This window comes from Mycobacterium sp. ITM-2016-00317 (assembly GCF_002968295.1).
In the GTDB taxonomy this organism is placed as follows: domain Bacteria; phylum Actinomycetota; class Actinomycetes; order Mycobacteriales; family Mycobacteriaceae; genus Mycobacterium.
Genome location: NZ_CP134399.1, coordinates 1,373,704 through 1,393,196, shown reverse-complemented (window position 1 = coordinate 1,393,196; position 19,493 = coordinate 1,373,704). Strand labels below are relative to the sequence as shown.

Here is a 19,493-nt window from a genome sequence, read left to right as displayed (position 1 = left end):
GTCGCCGGGAGACATCGCCCAGTTCCTAGACACGGCTGAAGTAGCGCCCGGTCTCCCAGTCGCTGACGGCTTCGCGGTGCCGATCACGCTCCCACAACCGCGACGCGAGATAGTGCTCGACGAAGGTGTCGCCGAATGCGGAGCGGGCCAGACCGCTGTGCCCGAACGCGTCGACGGCTTCGGCCAGCGAACGGGGAAGCGCAGCTTCGGCTCCCTCGTAGGCGTTGCCGACGACCGGGGCGGGCGGCTCGAGGTGATTGTCGATGCCGTGCAGAATCCCTGCCACGCACGCCGACAACGCGAGATAGGGGTTCGCGTCGGCGCCGGGTAGCCGGTTCTCCATCCGGCACGCCGACTCGTCGTCGGCGATGACACGCAGCGCGGCCGTGCGGTTGTCGGTGCCCCACGCCGCCGACACCGGCGACCAGGACCCCGGCACCCGCCGCTTGTACGAGTTGACCGTCGGGCAGTACAGCGCGGTGAAGTCACGCATCGACGCCAATTGCCCGGCCACCGCGTGACGCAACAGTGCCGAGGGCCCGTCGCCGTCCCACATCGCGTTGCGCGCCGGGGTGTCGATCCGCTGCATGCTCTGATGGATGTGCGCGCTCGAACCCGCAGACTCCGTGTCGACCTTGGCCATGAACGAGGCCAGGTAACCGTGCTGCTCGGCGATGCGGCGGACACCGTTCTTGTAGATCGCCACCCGATCGGCGGTGGTGAGCACATCGGCGTGTTCGATGTTGATCTCGATCTGACCCGCGCCGTACTCGGTGTTGGAGGCCAGGATCGGAATATCGCAGGCGCGCATGCCTTCTCGGATCGCACCGATGACCTCTTCGAGAGCGCTGTGCCGATTCAGGCTGAACGTCGCGATGCCGGGCGCGGCGGGGGTCAGGTTCCGGTAACCCTTCGCCGAAGCCGTCTCCGGGGTCTCCCGGAACAGATAGAACTCGAGCTCGTAGCCGGCAGTGACCCGGTAGCCGAGAGCTTCGGCGCGCGCGGCCTGCTCGGCGAGCACCGTCCGCGGTGAGACCTCCACCGCGGACCCGTCGGTGTTCACCACGTCGCAGAGCACGAAGGCGTGACCCGGTTCCCACGGAACCGGCCGCAGCGTCGCCAGGTCCGGCACCAGGACGACGTCGGAGTAGCCTGTCTGCCAACCCGATACGGTGAAGCAGTCCATCAACGTGTCCTCGATGTCCCAGCCGAACACGATGTTGGGAATCGTCGATCCCCGCCGCGCGATGGACTCGAGGAACACCTCGGCCGCGACGAACTTGCCGCGCAGCTGACCGTCGATGTCGGTCATCCCGAACTGCACGGTGGTGATCCGGTGACGCTCGAACAGGGCGCGCGCCGCCGCCACCCCGGCGTCGGCTTCGCCGTTCGTGACCCCGCCCTCGATCCACGTATCGGTCATCGCCGAGCTCCCTCCGTCGGCATCGCGTCGCTATCCGGCAAAACTAGCTCGTCCACGACGAGCCGGTCTGCGTGCAGCTTGACCATAGTTTCATGGCAGGACTGGTTCGGCCCCCTTCAGCGACATAGCTTCTGCCCAACGGCCCCGCCCAGGCCGATCCCCCAGCCCGCCGGAAGGACAATCATGAGCAGCCAACTCCGCAGCCTCGTCGTCACCGCCGCCGTGGCGGTGGCCGTCCTCGCCCCCGGCGGCGCGGCACACGCCCAACCCGCCGAGGTGCGCAACGTCGTGCTGGTGCACGGCGCCTTCGCCGACGGATCCGGCTGGCGCGGGGTCCACGACGAACTGACCGCCCGCGGCTACCGGGTGACCATCGTCCAGAACCCCCTCACCTCACTGGCCGACGACGTCGCCGCGACCAAACGCGTCCTGGACCGCCAGGACGGCCCGACCGTGCTCGTCGGCCACTCCTGGGGCGGCAGCGTCATCACCGAGGCCGGGGTGGACCCGAAGGTGACCGGCCTGGTGTATGTATCGGGCCTGGCGCCTGACGCCGGGGAGACCACCGGCCAGCAGTACGCCGACTACCCGGCCCCGCCCGACTTCGTCATCGACACCGGCCCGGACGGCTTCGGGTTCCTGAACGACGAGAAGTTCAAGGCCGGTTTCGCCGCCGACACCAGCGACCAGGAAGCGGCGTTCCTGCGCGATGCGCAGGTGCCCGTACGGATGGCGGCGTTCGAGGAGAAGCTCACGCAGGCCGCGTGGCGGACCAAGCCGAGCTGGGCGGTGGTGGCCACTCAGGACGAGGCGATCGATCCGAGGATGCTGCGCCAGACCGCCCAGCGCATCGGCGCCGAGATCACCGAGGTCGAGGGCAGCCACGTGCTGTTCCTCACTCACCCGCGCGCCGTCGCCGACGTGATCGACCGCGCCGCCAAGGAATCCGGTCAACTCTGATCGGATGCGACGACCGAGACGACACGCTCGTCGGAGTGCGCGACCGTGCTCGGTGACCCCACCCGGACCGGGAGCCGTTCCAGGCCCCGCATCAACGTGCTCGGCCGGTACCGCAGCGGCTCGGTATCGACCAGTTCGATGGCCTCGAACCGGGACAACAACCGGTCGACGGCGATCTCGCCTTCCATCCGGGCCAGCGGAGCCCCGATGCAGTGGTGTACCCCGTGGCCGAACGCGAGGTGCCGGTTCACGGGGCGGAAGATGTCGAAGCGGTTGGCTCCGGGAAACTGGATCATGTCGCGGTTGGCCGACTGCAACCCGATCAGCACCAGCTGACCGGCGGGTATCTCGACCTCACCCACGGTGACCGGTGCGCAGGTGAACCGGACCGTCGCGGTGTTCAGCGGACTTTCGAACCGCAGCGCCTCGTCCACCGCCGCGGGCAGCAGCGACCGGTCGCGGCGCAGTGCACGCATCTGCATCGGGTTGCGCAGCAGCGCCAGCATTCCGTTGCCGATCAGGTTCACAGTGGTCTCGTAACCGGCGACGATCAACAGGAACGCGGTGCCCAGCAATTCCTTTTCAGTCAGCTGATCCCCGTCGTCACGCAGGTGGACCAGATGTCCGAGCACGTCGTCAGCCGGCTGTTCGCGCTTGGCCGCCAACATCCCACGGAGCAGATGTGTCAATTCCCGCTGGACGAACGCCAACTCGTCGGGGTCGGTGCTGGTGAAGATCGGCATGGCCAGCGAGGAGAACCGGTCGTGCTCGCCGGGCGGCACGCCGAGCAGTTCGCCGATCACCCGGATCGGCAGCGGCTGCGCCAGCGACTGCATCAGATCCAGCTGCCCGGGCGCCTTCTCGGCCATCACGTCGAGCAGCTCGTCGGCGATCCCGACGATCGCGGGCCGCAGGCGCCGAACGGAATGCGCGGTGAACGCCGAGGTGACGAACCGGCGCAGCCGGGTGTGATCGGGTGGGTCGCGGAACAGCATGTTGTCGCCCAGCACCGAACCGATGGAACCGTCGGTGCCTGCGGGGAACAGCCCGCTCGCGATGCCGCCGTCCTTACGAAGCCGCGAATCCGCCAGCAGAAGCCGAGCTTCCGCGTACCGGGTGACCAGCCACACCCGCACCCCGCCCCACACCTCGACCTGGTGGGCAGGGCCCTGCCTGCGCAACATGTCATAGGTGGGGTGCGGATTCTGGATGAACGAAGCTCCCAGCTTCAACATCGTTTCTCGGTCCCGTCGTCGGTGAAGCGGCTGTGCCGATGGCTGTTGCGCTCCAGCGTGCCGACACGCCGCGGGGATACCCAGGCTGAACTTCACCTAGTAGACGGACACCCAGGATCGGTTCAAGACACCTCGCAGACCGTCAACCTGCGCAATGCGCGCTCCGACGGCGAGCCCGGGTCGGCCCAGTAGGTGGACATGATGTGGTCGCTGACCAGAAGCAGACCGCCGCCGTGCTTCACGACGTCGTGGTGGACCCACAGCTGATCGAAAAGAACACTGCAGGTGCGTAATTCGTCGATCACCGCGTCGAGCTCCGGGTTCTGCTGTTCTCCGGCGAAATCGCGCAGCCACCGGACCCGCCCACGCCGTCATACTCTCCCAGTCGCGGTAGAACTCACGCATCTGGTCATCGAGGACCTGGTCGGACGGCCGTTCCCGGCCCTGCTCGATGCGGTGGTAGTAGTCGGCGCTCATCCCCGCCAAGTCGGCCACTTCTTCACGGCGGAGTCTTCTTCACGGCGGAGTCCCGTGCAACGTGACCATAGTTTGATGGCAGGCCTGGTTCGATCCCCTTCGGGGACATAACTTCTAGGTCGCGACCGACGATGACCGGTCGTAGGAGGGACAATCCGCGGCCATGCCCAACTGGAGCGATTTGAGTCGAGATGAGGTGGCCGACGCCGCACGTTCGGGCGCCGTGGCGGTGCTGCCGATGGGCGCGGTCGAACAGCACGGGTCCCATCTGCCCACTGGCACGGACACCCTTCTCGCCACCGCTGCGGTCGAGGCCGCGGTCGCCCGGACCGGTAACGTCGGGCTGCCCGCGTTGGCATACGGGTGTTCCCTCGGGCATACGGCCCGTTGGCCGGGGACGCTGTCACTGTCGGTCTCGACGCTGACCGCGCTCGTCACCGACATCGGGCGGTGGGTGTTCAGCTCCGGTTTCCGCAAGATGGTGGTGATCAACGCCCACGCCACCAACGGCCCACCCACGAAGAGTGCGCTTCTCACCCTCCGACACGAGATCCCTTCTTTGCACACGCGTTTTGCGTCGCTGTACGACATCACGCCGCAGGCCCGCGCAGGATACTTCGGCGACGCGGACGACCCGCACGCCAACGCCGCCGAGACGTCGATGCTGCTTCACCTCGACGCCGGGCTGGTCTCCCTCGACCGTGCAGTCGACGAGGAGGACCGCACCTCCACCCGCGTGCTGACCTACGCGATGCCCGACGTGACGCGCAGCGGAGTGGTGGGCTCCCCCACCTCGGCCAGCGCGGATTCGGGCGCACTGCTCTTCGACGCGATCGTCGACGGCGTCGTCGCGCTACTGCGCCGGGCCCGCGACGAAACCGAACCCCTGCAGTGAGGCCCAGCATGAACGCTTCCCGCAGTCGCACGACGGTGGTGACGACGCTGCCTGGATGGACTCCCCCGCGCCGGTGACGATGTGTTCATGCATCCGGAACATGACCGGACTTCCGAGTTCTACAGAGGTACAGTCGTTTCCGTGGTGCGTACGGTCATTCTCACGGCCGCACTGCTCGTCGTCGTGATGGAACTGCTCTGACACCACGGCACTCAGTCGGAGCGTCCGAGCAGAACAGGCAGTGTGTGCAGACCCCGCAGCAGGGTGCTCGGCCGGTACCGCAGGGGTTCGGACCGGGCCAGTTCGATGCGGTCGAATCGTGACAGCAGCCCGTCGAAGGCGATCTCGGCTTGCATTCGGGCCAGCGGCGCTCCGAGGCAGTAGTGCGCACCATGACCGAAGGCGAGGTGACGATTGCCGGTGCGGGACAGGTCGAACCGGTGCGGGCCGGCGAACTGTGCGACGTCACGATTGGCCGACTGCAGCGCGATCAAGACCAGATGCCCGGCAGGAATCGTCACCTCGCCCAGCTGGATCGGGGCATTGGTGAAACGGACACTCGCGGCGTTCACGGGACTGTCGTAACGCAGAGCCTCCTCGACCGTAGCGGGCAGCAGTGACCGGTCGGCGCGGAGCGCGTGCAATTGCGCCTCGTGGGTCAGCAGCGCCAACACACCGTTGCCGATCAGGTTCGCAGTCGTCTCGTAACCGGCGACGATCAACAGGCACGCGGTCCCCAGCAGCTCTTCTTCGCTGAGCCGATCGCCGTTCTCCCGGAGGTGGATCAGCCCACTCAGCAGGTCATCGGCCGGTTGGTCACGCTTGACTGCCATCATCATCCTCAGCAGTTGCGTCAGTTGTCCCTGTGCACAGGTCAACTCAGCAGCGTCAGCACTGGTGAACATGAGCGCTGCGAGGAAGTAGAACCGGTCCCGATGGTCCGGCGGAACCCCGAGCAGCTCATCGAGCACCCTGATCGGTAGCGGCCGGGCCAGCGCCTGCATCAGATCCACGGGCCCAGGCGCCGACGCGGCCACCGCAGCGAGCAATTCATCTACGATCGCCGCGACCGTGGACCGTAGCTTCTCGACGGAGTGCGCGGTGAACGCCGCGGTGACGAACCGCCTCAGCCTCGTGTGGTCGGGTGGATCCCGGAAGAGCATGTTGTCGCCCCACACCGCGACCGATACGTCGGTGCCGGCCGGGTAGAGGGCGCTTGCGGTGGCGCCGTCCTTGCACAGTCGTGGATCGGCGAGCAGACTCCTGGCCTCCGCATAACGGGTGATCAGCCATACCGGCACACCTCCCGCCATCTCGATCTGGTGCGCGGCGCCCTGCCGACGCAGCAGATCGTAAGCCGGATGGGGGTTTTGGATGAACGAGGGTCCCAGCCTCAGCATTGTCCCGCGGTCCCGTCATCGGTCGAGTGCATGCTTCATCGTGACGGCGTCGCAGGACCTTACCCAGTCCGGAATTCTCCTAGTATGCGACAGGCCACCGATCAGAAACCCTGGATCTCCGCCAGCCGGCGCAGTGCGCGGTCGGACGGGGACTGCGGTTCCGCCCAGTAGGTGACCATGGTGTACTCGCTTCCGCGCAGGTTCAGATGCTGGAAATGCAGGTCGAGCGGTCCCACTACCGGGTGATCGATCAACAGCAGACCGCGGCTGTGTCCGCGGACGTCGTAGGTGCCCCACAGTGAGCCGAACCGTGCACTTCGGCTGTGCAATTCGTCGATCAGCGCGTGCAGCTTCGGATCCGGGTGGCGCCCGACGAAGTCGCGCAGCCAGCGGACCGCCCACGCGGTCAACCCGTCCCAGTTGCGGTAGAACTCGCGCATCTGCTCGTCGAGAAAGAGGCTGCGCAACGGATTACCACCGGTCGCAAAACTCGGAGACAACGCCGCCGCGGTCGGATTGGCCATCACCACGCTGACGCTGACGTCGTGAACGTGTGCGGGCGAGACGGGCCAGCCGTCGATCAGGACCTGCAGCGCCGGGTTCAACAGCCGCTGCGGCCTCGCGAGGTTCTGGCGCGGAATATGGTTCGTCACCAGATTTCTCAGGTACTCGGCCGCGTCCGGGCTCAGCCGCAGAGTCCGCGCGATCGCGTCGAGCACCTGATCCGACGGCCGCTCCCTGCCTTGTTCGATCCGGTGGTAGTAGTCGGTGCTGATCCCCGCCAGCCCGGCCACCTCTTCGCGTCGAAGGCCGGCGACGCGGCGACGACCACCGGCTGGTATCCCGACATCGGCGGGCTGGAGCTTGTTCCGGTGGGTGCGCAAGAACTCCGCGAGCGGATGGTTCTTCTTGGACACCCCCTGAGTGTATGCCCGGCGGTATCCTTTGGCTACAACCAAATTCGGCGAACCCGAGCCGAGTTCCGAGGGCCGCTGTACCGTGCTCCGTGGCGAGAATCCAACCCTCTCAGGGTGGTTGTCATCCTCCTAGGAAAAGTCCTGCCTTCTCTCCGCAATGCACGGTGCGATTCACTGTGTTAACGCGGCCCGCTCCGGACAGGCCGCCGGGTCACACCGTCACTCGGTTCCCGGCCCGACCCATTCACCCCTCCGGAGCATTCCAGATCAAAGGACAGACAATGCGCCACAACTATCTGCCGTCAACGGTGACGGCATGAAGCGTCACCTCTGCGTCACGCTGCTGGCCGCGTCCGTCGCGGCCGCCGGCTGCACGTCGACCCACACCACCCCCGCCGCCCTGACGTATCTGGGACAGTCACAGGTTCCGCATCTGTCGACCGTCGGCACCTCGGTGATCGGCGGGTTGTCCGGCATCAGTTACGACCCGGTCGGCGACGTGTACTACCTCGTCACCGACGACCAGCTGGGAAACGGGCCGACCCGGTTTTATGTATCCCGAATCGAACTGCAGGCCAACGGTATTCAATCCGTGGAGTTCCTCGATTCCCGCCCGCTGTCCCCTGCCCGGCGGACCGAGTTCCACGCGGCGAGCACCGATACCCGCGCCTCGTTCGTGCCGCCGGACCCCGAGGGGATCGCCGTCGACAGCCGCCGTCAACGGATCTACTGGGCCGGCGAGGGGCAGAGACTCGTCGATGAACCGAATTCGAGTGTCCTACAGGACCCGTCGGTGCGGATCGTCGACTTCGACGGGAGCGGACTCGGCGAGTTCACGATGCCGACCAACCTGCTCATGTCGGCCGATGACCACGGCCCACGCCAGAATCTCGCGCTGGAGGGCCTGTCCCTGACGCCCAGCGGAGACTCCTTGTTCGCGGCTATGGAGGGTCCGCTGTTCGAGGACGGGCCGCGCCCGACGCCGGTGCGTGGTGCGCTGACCCGGATCACCCGGTTCGATCCCGACACTCTCGAACCCACTGCGCAGTACGCCTACGCACTGGACCCGGTCACCTCGGGAAGTGGCGGCGACAACGGGCTGTCCGATCTCCTGGCGCTGGACGACTCCAACTTCCTGATCCTCGAACGGGGACGTGGCTCCCGTACCTCGGCACGGATCTACCACGCGGAGATCGGCGACGCGCAGGACATCATGGATGTGCCCGCCCTCGACGGCCGTCCGGTGTCGTCGATGAGCAAGACCCTGCTCGCCGATCTCGCCGCCACCCCCCACCTCGGGCCGGTGGCCAACCTCGAGGGGATGACCCTCGGGCCCGCACTACCCGACGGCCGCCCGACCGTCGTGGCCGTCAGCGACGACGACTTCGCCGCCGACCAGGTCACCCAGGTGCTGGCGTTCGCTGTCGGGAATGCGACGTGCACCACCCCCCAGAGCCTTTCAGGAAAGGAAGAATCATGCTCGACGCCCCCTTCACCCTCCGAGACCCCGATTCCCGCTCGTTGACCGCACGCCTCACCGCATGGACATTCGCCGGCCGATTGGATGAGCAGCTGGCTCTGGGCTTCACCGGCAAACCCGGCACGCCTCTGGCAGCCCATGCCCGGCGCCTGGAATCCCGGCGGGAGCGGCAGCGCATCGCGGGCTCACTCCAGCGGGTGGCCGCCGACGCCCATGACGCAAGCGCGTGGCGGACCGGACGAATCCCTCTGCACCGTAGCAATATTCGCCTGGCCGGCGACGCCGTCGAGCTGATCGTCGACCGACTGCGTTCACCACGGCCGGTGCAGGCCAAAGGGATGGCACGGATCCGGCGGGTGCTGTCCGACGGGGGCGGCCCGCTCTACCAGTTCGGCGACGGCGACCTCGACGGCCGGCTGCGCGCGGCGCTGTGCGCCCTGTGACCCGGGTCGGTCAGCGCGGCCCGAACTGGCGGTCCCCCGCGTCGCCCAGACCGGGAACGATGTAGGCGATGTCGTTGAGGCCGGAGTCGATCGTGGCGGTGAACAGTTTCAGGCGCGGGGCGACCTTTTCGAGTGCCTTGAGGCCCTCCGGGGCCACGACGACACAGATCGCGGTGACGTCCACGGCATCGCGGGCGTACAGCAGCTCCAGCGTGTGCGCCATCGAACCGCCGGTGGCCAGCATCGGGTCCAGCACGATCACCGGTTGGTGACTGAGGTCCTCGGGCAGCGACTCCAGGTAGGGCGTGGGCTGGTGGGTCTCCTCGTTGCGGGCGACCCCGACGAAGCCGACCCGCGCCTCCGGGATCAGCGCATGCGCCTGATCGACCATGCCGAGACCGGCGCGCAGCACCGGGACCAGCAGCGGCGGAGAGGCCAACCGCGTCCCCGCGGTCTCACACACCGGGGTGCGCACCGGCACGACGTCGACCTCGAGGTCCCGGGTGGCCTCGTAGACCAGCATCAGCGTGAGGTCGCGCAGCGCGGCGCGGAAGCCTGCGTTGTCGGTGCGCTCGTCGCGCAGGGTCGTGAGCCGCGCCGCGGCCAGCGGGTGATCCACCACGCGCACATCCATGGGACCAGACCTTAACGGGAACCGGGCAGCCGTTCCCGGCGTCCTATCCATATGCCCGCCCCACTGTCCGTGGACACCGCGTCCCTCCGCGCTTACGGAGCCGCCTGCACCGCGCACGCCGCCGACCTCGATACCGCCGCGGCACGGCTGGCCGGCGCGGCCGCCGCGGCAGCGCCCATGTTCGGACCCGTCGGGGCCCGGTTCCTGGCGTCGCTTTCCCGGACGGTCCAACAGCAGGCCGGTTTCCTCGGCGCGGTCGGCGGCCGTCTCACGGAAGGGGGCACCGCCGCGTCGGGCTCGGCACGCGCCTACGACGTCTCCGAGGACGCCGCGGCCGCGCGGGTCATCGGGCCGTGGTGATGCCTGGCCCGACGGTCGCCGCGCTGGCTGCGCCGATCCGGCGGGTCCAACAGCTGGTCGGCCCCGGCTGGTCGGGCGTGCCGGCATCCGATCCGGCGGCCGAGCTCGACGGGGTGCGCGCGATGCTCGCCGAGGTGGCCGGATCGGCGAGCCAGGCGTGGCGGCGCACCGGCGACAGTTGGTCGGGAGACGGGGCGGACGCGGCCGCGGCGTTCGCGACGTCGACGGCTTCGGCGATCGACGCCGCCGCCGAGCGGGCAGGCGGGCTCGGCGTGGTGGCCGCCGATGCCGCCGCCGCGGTGGCCCGCGCCCACCGCCGACTCCAGCACATCGTCGAGGACTTCGAGGCTCGGGCAACCGCGCTGGAACCGCATCTGGATTCGCCGGGGGTGGCCCGGGAACTGCTGACCGAGGCCCGTGACGCGCTGGCCCGGGCGATCGCGGTGGTCGAGGAGCTGTCGGCCGAACTGGACGGTCAGGCGGCCGCGGTGGAGGCGTCGGCGGCGACGGCTCCGGCCGGGTTCAGCTCCGGCGGAGCCGCACCGGGGGTGAGTGCGCCGGCGGCCGGCGCTCCGGCGGTCGGCTCGCCGGGCTTCGGCGCGGGACCGGGCGCTCTGGGTGCGGGCGGCCTGGGTGGCGGCGGGTTCGCGGAGCCGGCCGCATTCACCCGTCCCGACGGCGCGGAGACGCCGGACGCGGCGTCGTTCGGTGAAGGTGTGGCCGTACGCCTGCCCGACGGGACGGTCGTGATGGCGCCCAACGCGATCGCGGCCGGCGCGGTCCGGCACGCGCTGACCCAGCTCGGCGTGCCCTATCAGTGGGGCGGCACCACGCCCGGGGTCGGGCTGGACTGCAGCGGGCTGACGCAGTGGGCGTACCGCGAGGCGGGACTCGACCTCCCGCGACTGGCCCAGGAGCAGGACATCGGCCGCGCGGTCGCCGCGGGCGCGCTGCTGCCCGGCGACCTCGCGGTGTGGGACGGCCACGTCGCGATGATCGTCGGCAACGGCATCATGGTCGAGGCGGGCGATCCCGTGCAGCTGTCGCCTGTGCGCACCGCCAACGCCGGTCAGGGGTTCCAGGGCTTCTGGCGGCCCACCGCCTGACCCGGCCTTCGCCGAAACCGCATTCCATGCGGTCAGCACCCGCTCGTTCGCGCATGGAATGCAATTTCGGCGGGAGGGGTGAGCTCAGGTGCGGACGCGCATCCACTTGCCGGCCAGCTCGGCGATCCACGCCTCGGCGGCGATCGGGTCGGCGGGTGGGGAGGCGACGAGGACCAACTCGTCGATGCCCGCGTCGGCCAGCCGGCCCGAGTCGGCGGGCACCGGGTCCTGCAACGAGACCGCCAACCTCAGATCGGCCGGGTCGCGGCCCACCTCCCGGCACAGCGCCCGCAGCTTCGACGCCCGCGAGGCCGCCTCCTCGACATCGGCGAGGTGGAAGCCGTACCAGCCGTCGCCCCACTCGGCGACGCGCCGCAACGCCGCATCGGAGTTGCCGCCGAGGACGATCGGGATCGACCGGCCGTGGGGCTTGGGGTTCACGCGCACGGCGTCGAAGGACACGAACTCGCCGGAGAACGATGCGACGTCGTCGCGCCACAGGGTGCGCATCGCCTCGACGTACTCGGCCAGCCGGCGTCCGCGCTCGTCGAACGGCACCCCGAGCGCGTCGTACTCCTCCTTAGACCATCCGATGCCGACGCCCAGCGACAGCCGGCCGCCGGTCATCCGGTCCAGCGACGCGGCCTGCTTGGCGGTGGCGACCGGGTTGCGTTCGGGCAGCGGCAGCACCCCGGTGGCCAACTCGATGCGGTTGGTCGCCGCCGCGGCGAAGCTCAGCGTGACCATCGGGTCCAGCCAGTCGGTCTGCGAGGAGATTCCCAGCTGGCCGTCGTCGCTGTAGGGGTAGGTCGACCCGGGTTCGTCGACCATCACCACGTGCTCGCCCACCCACAGCGTCGCGAAGCCCGACCGCTCGGCCGCCGCTGCCACCGCATCGATGACGGTGCGCTGCGCGCCCGCACCGATACCGAGGCCGTGCAGGCCGAGTCTGGTCACCCGGCGATCATGGCAGGCGTGACGAACATCCCGAGCGTCGAACGGGTTGCGGTACGGCAACGGTGCGACGCGCCCGGGCCAAAGCACAGCCATGCCCCCGATGCCCGCAGGCCAGGTCGTTAGGCTGTGCCGCATGGCTGCTGACATCGTGCCGATCGGGCTGACGCTGACCAAGGGCGACGTGTACACACTGTGGGCGCCGCGGTGGCGTGCCGACGGCGACGAGTGGGAGGCCTTCCTCGGCAAGGACGAGGACCTCTACGTCCTCGAATCGGTGGCCGACCTGACGGCCTTCGTCCGCACCAGCACCGACAACGACCTGGTCGACCACCCGGCGTGGCAGAAGCTCACCGAGGCCAACGCCCACCGGCTCGTTCCGACTGAGGACCACACCCACGACCTGGTCGTGATCGAGGAACTGCTCGCGCAGAAGCCGACCGAGGACAGCGTGCGGGCGCTGCACGGCGCGCTTGCGGTGGTGTCGTCGCTGGGATCGGTGTGCGAGCTGCCCGCGGTCACCAAGTTCTTCAACGGCAACCCGATGCTGGGCACCGTCGGCGGCGGCGTGGAGGCGTTTGCCGGTCGCGCCGGACGCAAGCGCTGGGCCGAGATCGAGAAGATCATCGCCCGCGGCTGGGACAAGGTGATCGAGGCGCTCGACGAGATCATCGTCATCCCGGAGGTGGACAGCGCCGCGGTGCAGAAGGCCCAGGCCGAGCTCGACGAGCCGGCCCCGGAGCCCGACGAGGACGACCTGATCATCGACGACGTGGTGGACACCGAGGAGGAGTCCGACTCCCTGGCCGCCGAGGCCGCGACCAAGGTGCTGGGCAGCGACAAGGACTTCTGGGTCCGCGTCGGCATCGACCCGGTCCGGATCATGACCAGCCGCGGGACGTTCTTCACGCTGCGCTGCTACCTCGACGACCATCCGATCTTCCTCGGCCGCAACGGCCGGATCAGTGTGTTCCCGTCCGAGCGCGCGCTGGCCCGCTACCTGGCCGACGAGCACGATCACGACCTGTCCGACCTGGCCACCTACGACGACATCCGCACTGCGGCCACCGACGGCTCGCTGCGTGTCGAGGTCACTGACGACAACATCTATGTGCTGACCGGCATCGTCGACGACCTCGCCGAGGGCCCCGACGCGCTCGACCACGACCAGCTCGAGCTGGCCGTCGAGTTGCTACGCGACATCGGCGACTACTCCGAGGACACCAGCGTGGAGGCCAAGCTCGCCCCGGGGACCGCGCTCGGCAAGGTCATCGCCCACGTGCTGGACCCGGCGAAGCCGCGGCCGAGCGGGCCCTACGCCGATGCGGTCGCGCAGTGGGAGTCGCTGGAGTCGTTCGCCGAATCCCGCCTGCGCGAGGAGTGAATCCGGCGCGCCTGAGCACCCTCGAGGTGCCTGGGCGCGCCCGATTCGCCTAACCGACGAGCACGGCGTAGCGCGGTTTGATCACCTCGTCGATGATGGCCAGCCGCTGGTCGAACGCGATGAACGCCGACTTCATCGCGTTGATCGTGAAACGCTCCAGATCGCTCCACCCGTAGCCGAAAGTCTCGGCCAGGCGCAGCATCTCCATGCTCATCGTGGTGTCGCTCATCAGCCGGTTGTCGGTGTTGACCGTGACCCGGAACCGCAGCCGGGCCAGCTGGTCGAACGGGTGCTCGGCGATGCTGGCGACCGCGCCGGTCTGCACGTTGGAGCTCGGGCACATCTCGAATGGAATCCGTTTGTCCCGGAGCAGCGACGCCAGCCGGCCCAGCTTGGCGTTGCCGTCGGCGTCGAGTTCGATGTCGTCGACGATGCGCACCCCGTGGCCGAGCCGGTCGGCACCGCAGAACGCGATCGCCTCGTGGATCGACGGCAGCCCGAACGCCTCGCCGGCGTGAATGGTGAAGCGCGCGTTGTTGCCTCGCATGTACTCGAACGCGTCGAGGTGGCGGGTGGGCGGGTAACCGGCCTCGGCGCCTGCGATGTCGAACCCGACCACGCCTTTGTCGCGGAACCGGATCGCGAGCTCGGCGATCTCGCGCGAGCGCGCGGCGTGCCGCATCGCGGTGACCAGGCAGCGCACGGTGATGATGCGGCCGTCGGCGGCGGCGGACTTCTCGCCGTCGGCGAACCCCGCCAGTACCGCGTCGACGACGGAGTCCAGGCTCAGCCCGCCGTCGATGTGCAGTTCGGGGGCGAACCGGATCTCGGCGTAGACGACGTTGTCCTCGGCCAGGTCCTCGACGCATTCGCGGGCGACGCGGTGCAACGCGTCCGGGGTCTGCATGACGCCGACCGTGTGCGCGAACGGCTCCAGGTATCGCTCCAGGGATCCGCTGTGCGCGGCGGTGCGGAAGAACGTGGCCAGGCCGTCGGCGTCGGTGGCCGGCAGGTCCTCGTAGCCGTACTGCTCGGCCAGGTCCAGCACCGTCGCCGGCCGCAGGCCGCCGTCGAGATGGTCGTGCAGCAGCGCCTTGGGTGCGCGCCGGATGTTGTCGAACGTCAACGGTGTCGTCACGACGAAACCTTTCTCACGACGGAGCCTTTCTACATGCTGATCCGATCGATGATGAGCGGACGCGCGGCCGGGGACTGATCGCCGACGCTCCACGCGCCGTCGAGTTCGGCGGTGGCCCCTGCGAGGCGTTCCGGGGTGTCGGTGTAGAGGGTGAACAGCGGCTCACCAGCGGCGACGGGCTCCCCGGGCCTGCGGTGGATGCGCATTCCGGCGCCGAACTGCACCTGTTCACCGGGGGCCGAGCGACCTGCTCCCAGCCGCCACACCGCCAGTCCCACCGCCATCGCGTCGATGTCTCCCATGGTGCCACCGCGTGGGGCGCGCACGGTGTCGGAATGCGCACCCAGAGGCAGAACGTCAGCGGAAAGTTTGGTGACGTCTCCGCCCTGCGCGGCCACCAGCCGGCGGAAGCAGTCCATCGCGGTGCCGTCGCGCAGCGTCTGCGCCGGATCGACGCCGTCCAGGCCCGCGGCGTCGCACATCTCCCGGGCCAGGGCCAGCGTCAGCTCGACCACGTCGTCGGGACCGCCGCCCTCGAGCACCTCCAGCGATTCGACGACCTCGACGGCGTTGCCGACGGTGCGCCCGAGCGGAGTGTTCATGTCGGTCAGCAGCGCCCGGGTCGGCACACCGTGCTCGGCGCCGAGCTCGACCATGGTGCGCGCGAGTTGCCGGGATTCGTCCTCGGTGGCCAGAAACGCCCCGGAACCGACCTTCGTGTCGAGCACCAGCGCACGGGCGCCCTCGGCGATCTTCTTGCTCATCACCGAGCTCGCGATCAGCGGCAGCGACTCGGTGGTGGCCGTGACGTCGCGCAGCGCGTAGATCTTCCGGTCGGCCGGAGCCAGCTCCCCGGCGGCGAAGATCGCCGCGCCGAGCTCACGAAGTTGTTGGCGGATCTGATCTTTGGAGATCTCGGCGGTGAATCCGGGGATCGACTCCAATTTGTCCAGGGTGCCGCCGGTGTGGCCGAGGCCCCGCCCGGCCGCCTGCGGCACCGCACCACCGCAGGCCATCACCACGGGCACCAGCGGGATCGTGATCTTGTCTCCCACACCGCCGGTGGAGTGTTTGTCCACCAGCCTCAGTGGTTTGCCGTCCCGGCGCAGGTCGCCGAAATCCAGCCGCTCCCCTGAGTCGATCATCGCCGCGGTCCAGCGGGCGATCTCGCCGTTGGTCATGCCGCGCAGGAAGATCGCCATCAGCAGCGCCGACATCTGCGCGTCGGCAACGCGGCCGTGGGTGTAGCCGTCGATCACCCAGTCGATCGCGGCGTCGGAGAGCACACCGCCGTCGCGCTTGGTCCGGATCACCGTCGGCGCGTCGAGAGGTGACGTCTGCGATGTGAGGCCGGTCACGGTGTTTCCTCGGCAGGCAGCCGATTTCGGGCCAGATCGTCCGGTCCGAACGCGTCGGGAAGCAGCGCGCGCAGCGGTCGCGGGCCGAGCGGATGGTCGATCAGCATGTCCGGCCCGCCGTGTTCGAGGAGTAGCTGCCGGCACCGCCCACAGGGCATCAGCAACTCCCCGTCGGGGCCCACGCAGGACAGCGCGACCAGTTGTCCGCCGCCGCCGGAATGTAGGGCGCAGACCACTGCGCACTCGGCACAGAGACCCAGGCCATATGAGACATTTTCCACATTGCAGCCGGCGATCATCCGCCCATCGTCGACCAGCGCGGCCGCGCCCACCCGAAACCGCGAATACGGCGCGTAGGCGTGCACAGATGCGTCGATTGCCTTGCGGCGCAACATGTTCCAGTCAACATGCGTCATCGCGTCATGCCACCCGAGTTGATTCTGAATCCATTCCGAACACCCCGTCCCGTGACCCGAAATCCCAGATAGGCGACCCTAACTTCTACCCTGGAACCAGGGCATACGGCCTCACGCTAGTTCGTTCCACAGCACGTAGGGGATTAGAGTCGCCCCGAGGTTTGGGGCTCCGAAAGCAGGAGCGAGCTTCAGACGTCCACCGATGGCGTTGGAGGGTCACATGAGTACGGCGACATCCGCTGATACCGACATACCGGCACCGCGATCGCACCCGCAGCGCCGCCGGACGTTCTACCGCGGTGACCCGGGCATGTGGTCCTGGGTGCTGCATCGCATCTCTGGTGCGACCATCTTCTTCTTCCTGTTCGTGCACGTGCTCGACACCGCCCTGGTTCGGGTCAGCCCGGAGGCCTACAACCAGGTCATCGAGACCTACAAGAGCCCGATCGTCGGGCTCATGGAGATCGGCCTCGTCGCCGCCGTGCTCTACCACGCACTCAACGGAGTTCGAGTGATCCTGATCGACTTCTGGAAAGACGGGCCGAAGTACCAGCGGCTGATGCTGTGGGTGATCGCCGGCATCTGGCTGGCCGTCATGATCGCCTCGCTCGGCGTGATCGGCATGCACATGGCGGAGCGGTTCCTGTGACCGCCGCCGGACGGGCCGAGAACCCGTACGACCACGTCTCTGAGCGCGGCGGGCCCGCACCCGTCATGCAGCGCAGCTTCGACCGGCCCGCCGGCCTGGACAATCCACGGGCGCCGCGCCGCTCGGGCGGGATGCCGAACTTCGAGAAGTACACCTGGCTGTTCATGCGCTTCTCGGGGATCGTGCTGATCTTCCTGGCGCTGGGCCACCTGTTCATCATGTTGATGTGGCAAGACGGTGTGTACCGCATCGACTTCAACTACGTCGCCGAGCGCTGGTCGTCGCCGTTCTGGCAGACCTGGGACCTGCTGCTGCTGTGGCTGGCCCAGCTGCACGGCGGCAACGGGATGCGCACGATCATCGCCGACTACACCCGCAAGGACTCCACCAAGTTCTGGCTCAACTCCTTGCTGGCGCTGTCGATCGTGTTCACCCTGGTCCTGGGGACCTACGTGCTGCTGACGTTCGACGCGACGATCTCCTGACCAGAAGGGCCGAGTGATCCAGAAATGATCATTGAACACCGCTACGACGTCGTGATCGTCGGCGCCGGTGGAGCAGGCATGCGGGCGGCCGTCGAAGCCGGCCCCGGGTCCGGACCGCCGTGCTGACCAAGCTCTACCCCACCCGCTCCCACACCGGCGCGGCCCAGGGCGGCATGTGCGCCGCGCTGGCCAACGTCGAGGAAGACAACTGGGAGTGGCACACGTTCGACACCGTCAAGGGCGGTGACTACCTGGCCGACCAGGACGCCGTCGAGATCATGGCCAAGGAGGCCATCGACGCGGTGCTCGACCTGGAGAAGATGGGGATGCCGTTCAACCGCACCCCCGAGGGCCGCATCGACCAGCGCCGCTTCGGCGGCCACACCCGCGACCACGGCAAGGCGCCCGTGCGCCGCGCCTGCTACGCCGCCGACCGCACCGGCCACATGATCCTGCAGACGCTGTACCAAAACTGCGTCAAGCACGACGTCGAGTTCTTCAACGAGTTCTACGCCCTCGACATCTCGCTGACCGACACCCCGTCGGGCCCGGTGGCCACCGGCGTCATCGCCTACGAGCTGGCCACCGGCGACATCCACGTGTTCCATGCCAAGGCGATCGTGTTCGCGACCGGCGGCTCGGGACGGATGTACAAGACCACGTCGAACGCGCACACGCTGACCGGCGACGGCCTCGGCATCATCTTCCGTAAGGGACTTCCGCTGGAGGACATGGAGTTCCACCAGTTCCACCCGACAGGTCTGGCCGGCCTGGGCATCCTGATCTCCGAAGCCGTGCGCGGCGAGGGCGGCCGGTTGCTCAACGGCGAGGGCGAACGCTTCATGGAGCGTTACGCGCCGACGATCGTCGACCTGGCCCCCCGCGACATCGTGGCCCGCTCGATGGTGCTGGAGGTGCTGGAGGGCCGCGGCGCCGGCCCCAACAAGGACTACGTCTACATCGACGTGCGCCACCTCGGCGAGGACGTGCTGGAAGCCAAGCTGCCCGACATCACCGAGTTCGCCCGCACCTACCTCGGCGTGGACCCCGTCAAGGAGCTCGTGCCCGTCTACCCGACCTGCCACTACGTCATGGGTGGCATCCCGACCACGGTCAACGGCCAGGTGCTCTCGGACAACACCACAGTCATCCCCGGCCTGTACGCCGCCGGCGAGTGCGCGTGCGTGTCGGTGCACGGCGCCAACCGGCTGGGCACCAACTCGCTGCTGGACATCAACGTGTTCGGCCGCCGCGCCGGCATCGCCGCGGCGAACTACGCGCTGGGCCACGACTTCGTCGACCTGCCGGAGAAGCCCGCGGACATGGTCGTCGGCTGGGTCGGCGACATCTTGAGCGAGCACGGCAACGAGCGCGTCGCCGACATCCGCGGTGCGCTGCAGCAGTCGATGGACAACAACGCCGCGGTGTTCCGCACCGAGGAGACCCTCAAGCAGGCGCTGACCGACATCCACGCGCTGAAGGAGCGGTACTCGCGAATCACCGTGCAGGACAAGGGCAAGCGCTACAACAGCGATCTCCTGGAAGCCATCGAGCTGGGCTTCCTGCTGGAGCTGGCCGAGGTCACCGTGGTGGGAGCGTTGAACCGCAAGGAATCTCGCGGCGGACACGCCCGCGAGGACTACCCCAACCGCGACGACACCAACTACATGCGCCACACCATGGCGTACAAGGAGGGCACCGATCTGCTCTCCGACATCCGATTGGACTACAAGCCCGTCGTCATGACGCGGTATGAGCCGATGGAACGGAAGTACTGAC

General features: G+C 68.4%; 19 protein-coding genes and 1 pseudogene. 10 read left to right on the top strand and 10 right to left on the bottom strand.

Annotation, left to right across the window (positions count from 1 at the left end; all coding sequences use genetic code 11):
- Positions 1-25: 25 nt before the first annotated feature.
- On the bottom strand, positions 26-1,423 hold the full coding sequence (locus tag C6A87_RS06680) for a glutamine synthetase family protein (protein ID WP_311116530.1): 1,398 nt from the start codon (positions 1,421-1,423) through the stop codon (positions 26-28).
- Between the two features lie 183 nt (positions 1,424-1,606).
- Between C6A87_RS06680 and C6A87_RS06675 the strand changes: the two genes are divergently transcribed.
- On the top strand, positions 1,607-2,383 hold the full coding sequence (locus C6A87_RS06675) for an alpha/beta hydrolase (RefSeq protein ID WP_311116529.1): 777 nt from the start codon (positions 1,607-1,609) through the stop codon (positions 2,381-2,383).
- Here C6A87_RS06675 and C6A87_RS06670 read toward each other — a convergent pair.
- Both C6A87_RS06670 and C6A87_RS06665 read right to left on the bottom strand, forming a co-directional pair.
- Positions 2,374-3,618, bottom strand: coding sequence for a cytochrome P450 (locus C6A87_RS06670; RefSeq protein WP_311116528.1), 1,245 nt, complete (start codon positions 3,616-3,618; stop codon positions 2,374-2,376). The genes C6A87_RS06675 and C6A87_RS06670 overlap by 10 nt on opposite strands.
- 122 nt (positions 3,619-3,740) lie before the next feature.
- Positions 3,741-3,923 carry a hypothetical protein gene (locus tag C6A87_RS06665; protein ID WP_311118173.1) on the bottom strand — a complete coding sequence of 61 codons (183 nt, stop codon included), beginning with the start codon at positions 3,921-3,923 and terminating at the stop codon, positions 3,741-3,743.
- 335 nt (positions 3,924-4,258) lie between these two features.
- Between C6A87_RS06665 and C6A87_RS06655 the strand changes: the two genes are divergently transcribed.
- Positions 4,259-4,990 carry a creatininase family protein gene (locus tag C6A87_RS06655; protein WP_311116527.1) on the top strand — a complete coding sequence of 244 codons (732 nt, stop codon included), beginning with the start codon at positions 4,259-4,261 and terminating at the stop codon, positions 4,988-4,990.
- A gap of 212 nt (positions 4,991-5,202) precedes the next feature.
- Here C6A87_RS06655 and C6A87_RS06650 read toward each other — a convergent pair whose 3' ends face one another.
- Both C6A87_RS06650 and C6A87_RS06645 read right to left on the bottom strand, forming a co-directional pair.
- Entirely contained in the window at positions 5,203-6,390 is a 1,188-nt protein-coding gene (locus tag C6A87_RS06650) for a cytochrome P450 (protein ID WP_311116526.1), read from the bottom strand.
- Positions 6,391-6,491: 101 nt separating this feature from the next.
- A complete protein-coding gene (locus C6A87_RS06645) occupies positions 6,492-7,307 on the bottom strand; it encodes a helix-turn-helix transcriptional regulator (RefSeq protein ID WP_311116525.1) in 816 nt (271 codons plus the stop codon).
- Between the two features lie 316 nt (positions 7,308-7,623).
- On the opposite strand from C6A87_RS06645, the gene C6A87_RS06640 reads away from it, so the two are divergent.
- Together C6A87_RS06640 and C6A87_RS06635 are read left to right on the top strand one after the other, a co-directional pair.
- Entirely contained in the window at positions 7,624-8,832 is a 1,209-nt protein-coding gene (locus C6A87_RS06640) for an esterase-like activity of phytase family protein (protein ID WP_311116524.1), read from the top strand.
- Positions 8,784-9,230 (top strand): hypothetical protein, encoded by a 447-nt coding sequence (locus C6A87_RS06635; RefSeq protein ID WP_311116523.1) that lies wholly within the window; start codon positions 8,784-8,786, stop codon positions 9,228-9,230. Before C6A87_RS06640 ends, C6A87_RS06635 begins: the two co-directional genes overlap by 49 nt.
- 10 nt (positions 9,231-9,240) lie before the next feature.
- Here C6A87_RS06635 and upp read toward each other — a convergent pair whose 3' ends face one another.
- Entirely contained in the window at positions 9,241-9,864 is a 624-nt protein-coding gene (gene upp, locus C6A87_RS06630) for a uracil phosphoribosyltransferase (protein ID WP_311116522.1), read from the bottom strand.
- 51 nt (positions 9,865-9,915) lie between these two features.
- On the opposite strand from upp, the gene C6A87_RS06625 reads away from it, so the two are divergent.
- Both C6A87_RS06625 and C6A87_RS06620 read left to right on the top strand, forming a co-directional pair.
- Positions 9,916-10,224, top strand: coding sequence for a type VII secretion target (locus tag C6A87_RS06625; RefSeq protein WP_311116521.1), 309 nt, complete (start codon positions 9,916-9,918; stop codon positions 10,222-10,224).
- Complete coding sequence (locus tag C6A87_RS06620) at positions 10,224-11,330, top strand: C40 family peptidase (protein ID WP_311116520.1); 1,107 nt, start codon at positions 10,224-10,226, stop codon at positions 11,328-11,330. The genes C6A87_RS06625 and C6A87_RS06620 overlap by 1 nt, the downstream gene beginning before the upstream one ends.
- 84 nt (positions 11,331-11,414) lie before the next feature.
- On the opposite strand, the gene C6A87_RS06615 is transcribed toward C6A87_RS06620, so the two are convergent.
- On the bottom strand, positions 11,415-12,287 hold the full coding sequence (locus C6A87_RS06615) for an LLM class F420-dependent oxidoreductase (protein ID WP_311116519.1): 873 nt from the start codon (positions 12,285-12,287) through the stop codon (positions 11,415-11,417).
- A gap of 133 nt (positions 12,288-12,420) precedes the next feature.
- Here C6A87_RS06615 and C6A87_RS06610 point away from each other — a divergent pair, with 133 nt between their 5' ends.
- Positions 12,421-13,668, top strand: a complete 1,248-nt coding sequence (locus tag C6A87_RS06610) for a primosomal protein (RefSeq protein ID WP_311116518.1) — start codon at positions 12,421-12,423, stop codon at positions 13,666-13,668.
- Between the two features lie 49 nt (positions 13,669-13,717).
- On the opposite strand, the gene C6A87_RS06605 is transcribed toward C6A87_RS06610, so the two are convergent.
- The 3 genes from C6A87_RS06605 to C6A87_RS06595 are packed head-to-tail and all read right to left on the bottom strand — an operon-like array spanning position 13,718 to position 16,580.
- Positions 13,718-14,806, bottom strand: coding sequence for an adenosine deaminase (locus C6A87_RS06605; protein ID WP_311116517.1), 1,089 nt, complete (start codon positions 14,804-14,806; stop codon positions 13,718-13,720).
- Between the two features lie 29 nt (positions 14,807-14,835).
- Complete coding sequence (locus tag C6A87_RS06600) at positions 14,836-16,164, bottom strand: thymidine phosphorylase (RefSeq protein ID WP_311116516.1); 1,329 nt, start codon at positions 16,162-16,164, stop codon at positions 14,836-14,838.
- Positions 16,161-16,580 carry a cytidine deaminase gene (locus C6A87_RS06595; RefSeq protein ID WP_311116515.1) on the bottom strand — a complete coding sequence of 140 codons (420 nt, stop codon included), beginning with the start codon at positions 16,578-16,580 and terminating at the stop codon, positions 16,161-16,163. The genes C6A87_RS06600 and C6A87_RS06595 overlap by 4 nt, the downstream gene beginning before the upstream one ends.
- A 220-nt stretch (positions 16,581-16,800) precedes the next feature.
- Here C6A87_RS06595 and sdhC point away from each other — a divergent pair, with 220 nt between their 5' ends.
- From sdhC to sdhA, 3 genes and pseudogenes are all read left to right on the top strand, one after another.
- On the top strand, positions 16,801-17,229 hold the full coding sequence (gene sdhC / locus C6A87_RS06590; RefSeq protein WP_311116514.1) for a succinate dehydrogenase, cytochrome b556 subunit: 429 nt from the start codon (positions 16,801-16,803) through the stop codon (positions 17,227-17,229).
- A 65-nt stretch (positions 17,230-17,294) separates the two neighbouring features.
- A complete protein-coding gene (locus C6A87_RS06585; protein ID WP_311117833.1) occupies positions 17,295-17,714 on the top strand; it encodes a succinate dehydrogenase hydrophobic membrane anchor subunit in 420 nt (139 codons plus the stop codon).
- Between the two features lie 24 nt (positions 17,715-17,738).
- Positions 17,739-19,492, top strand: a pseudogene (gene sdhA, locus C6A87_RS06580) (succinate dehydrogenase flavoprotein subunit).
- Position 19,493 lies beyond the last annotated feature (1 nt).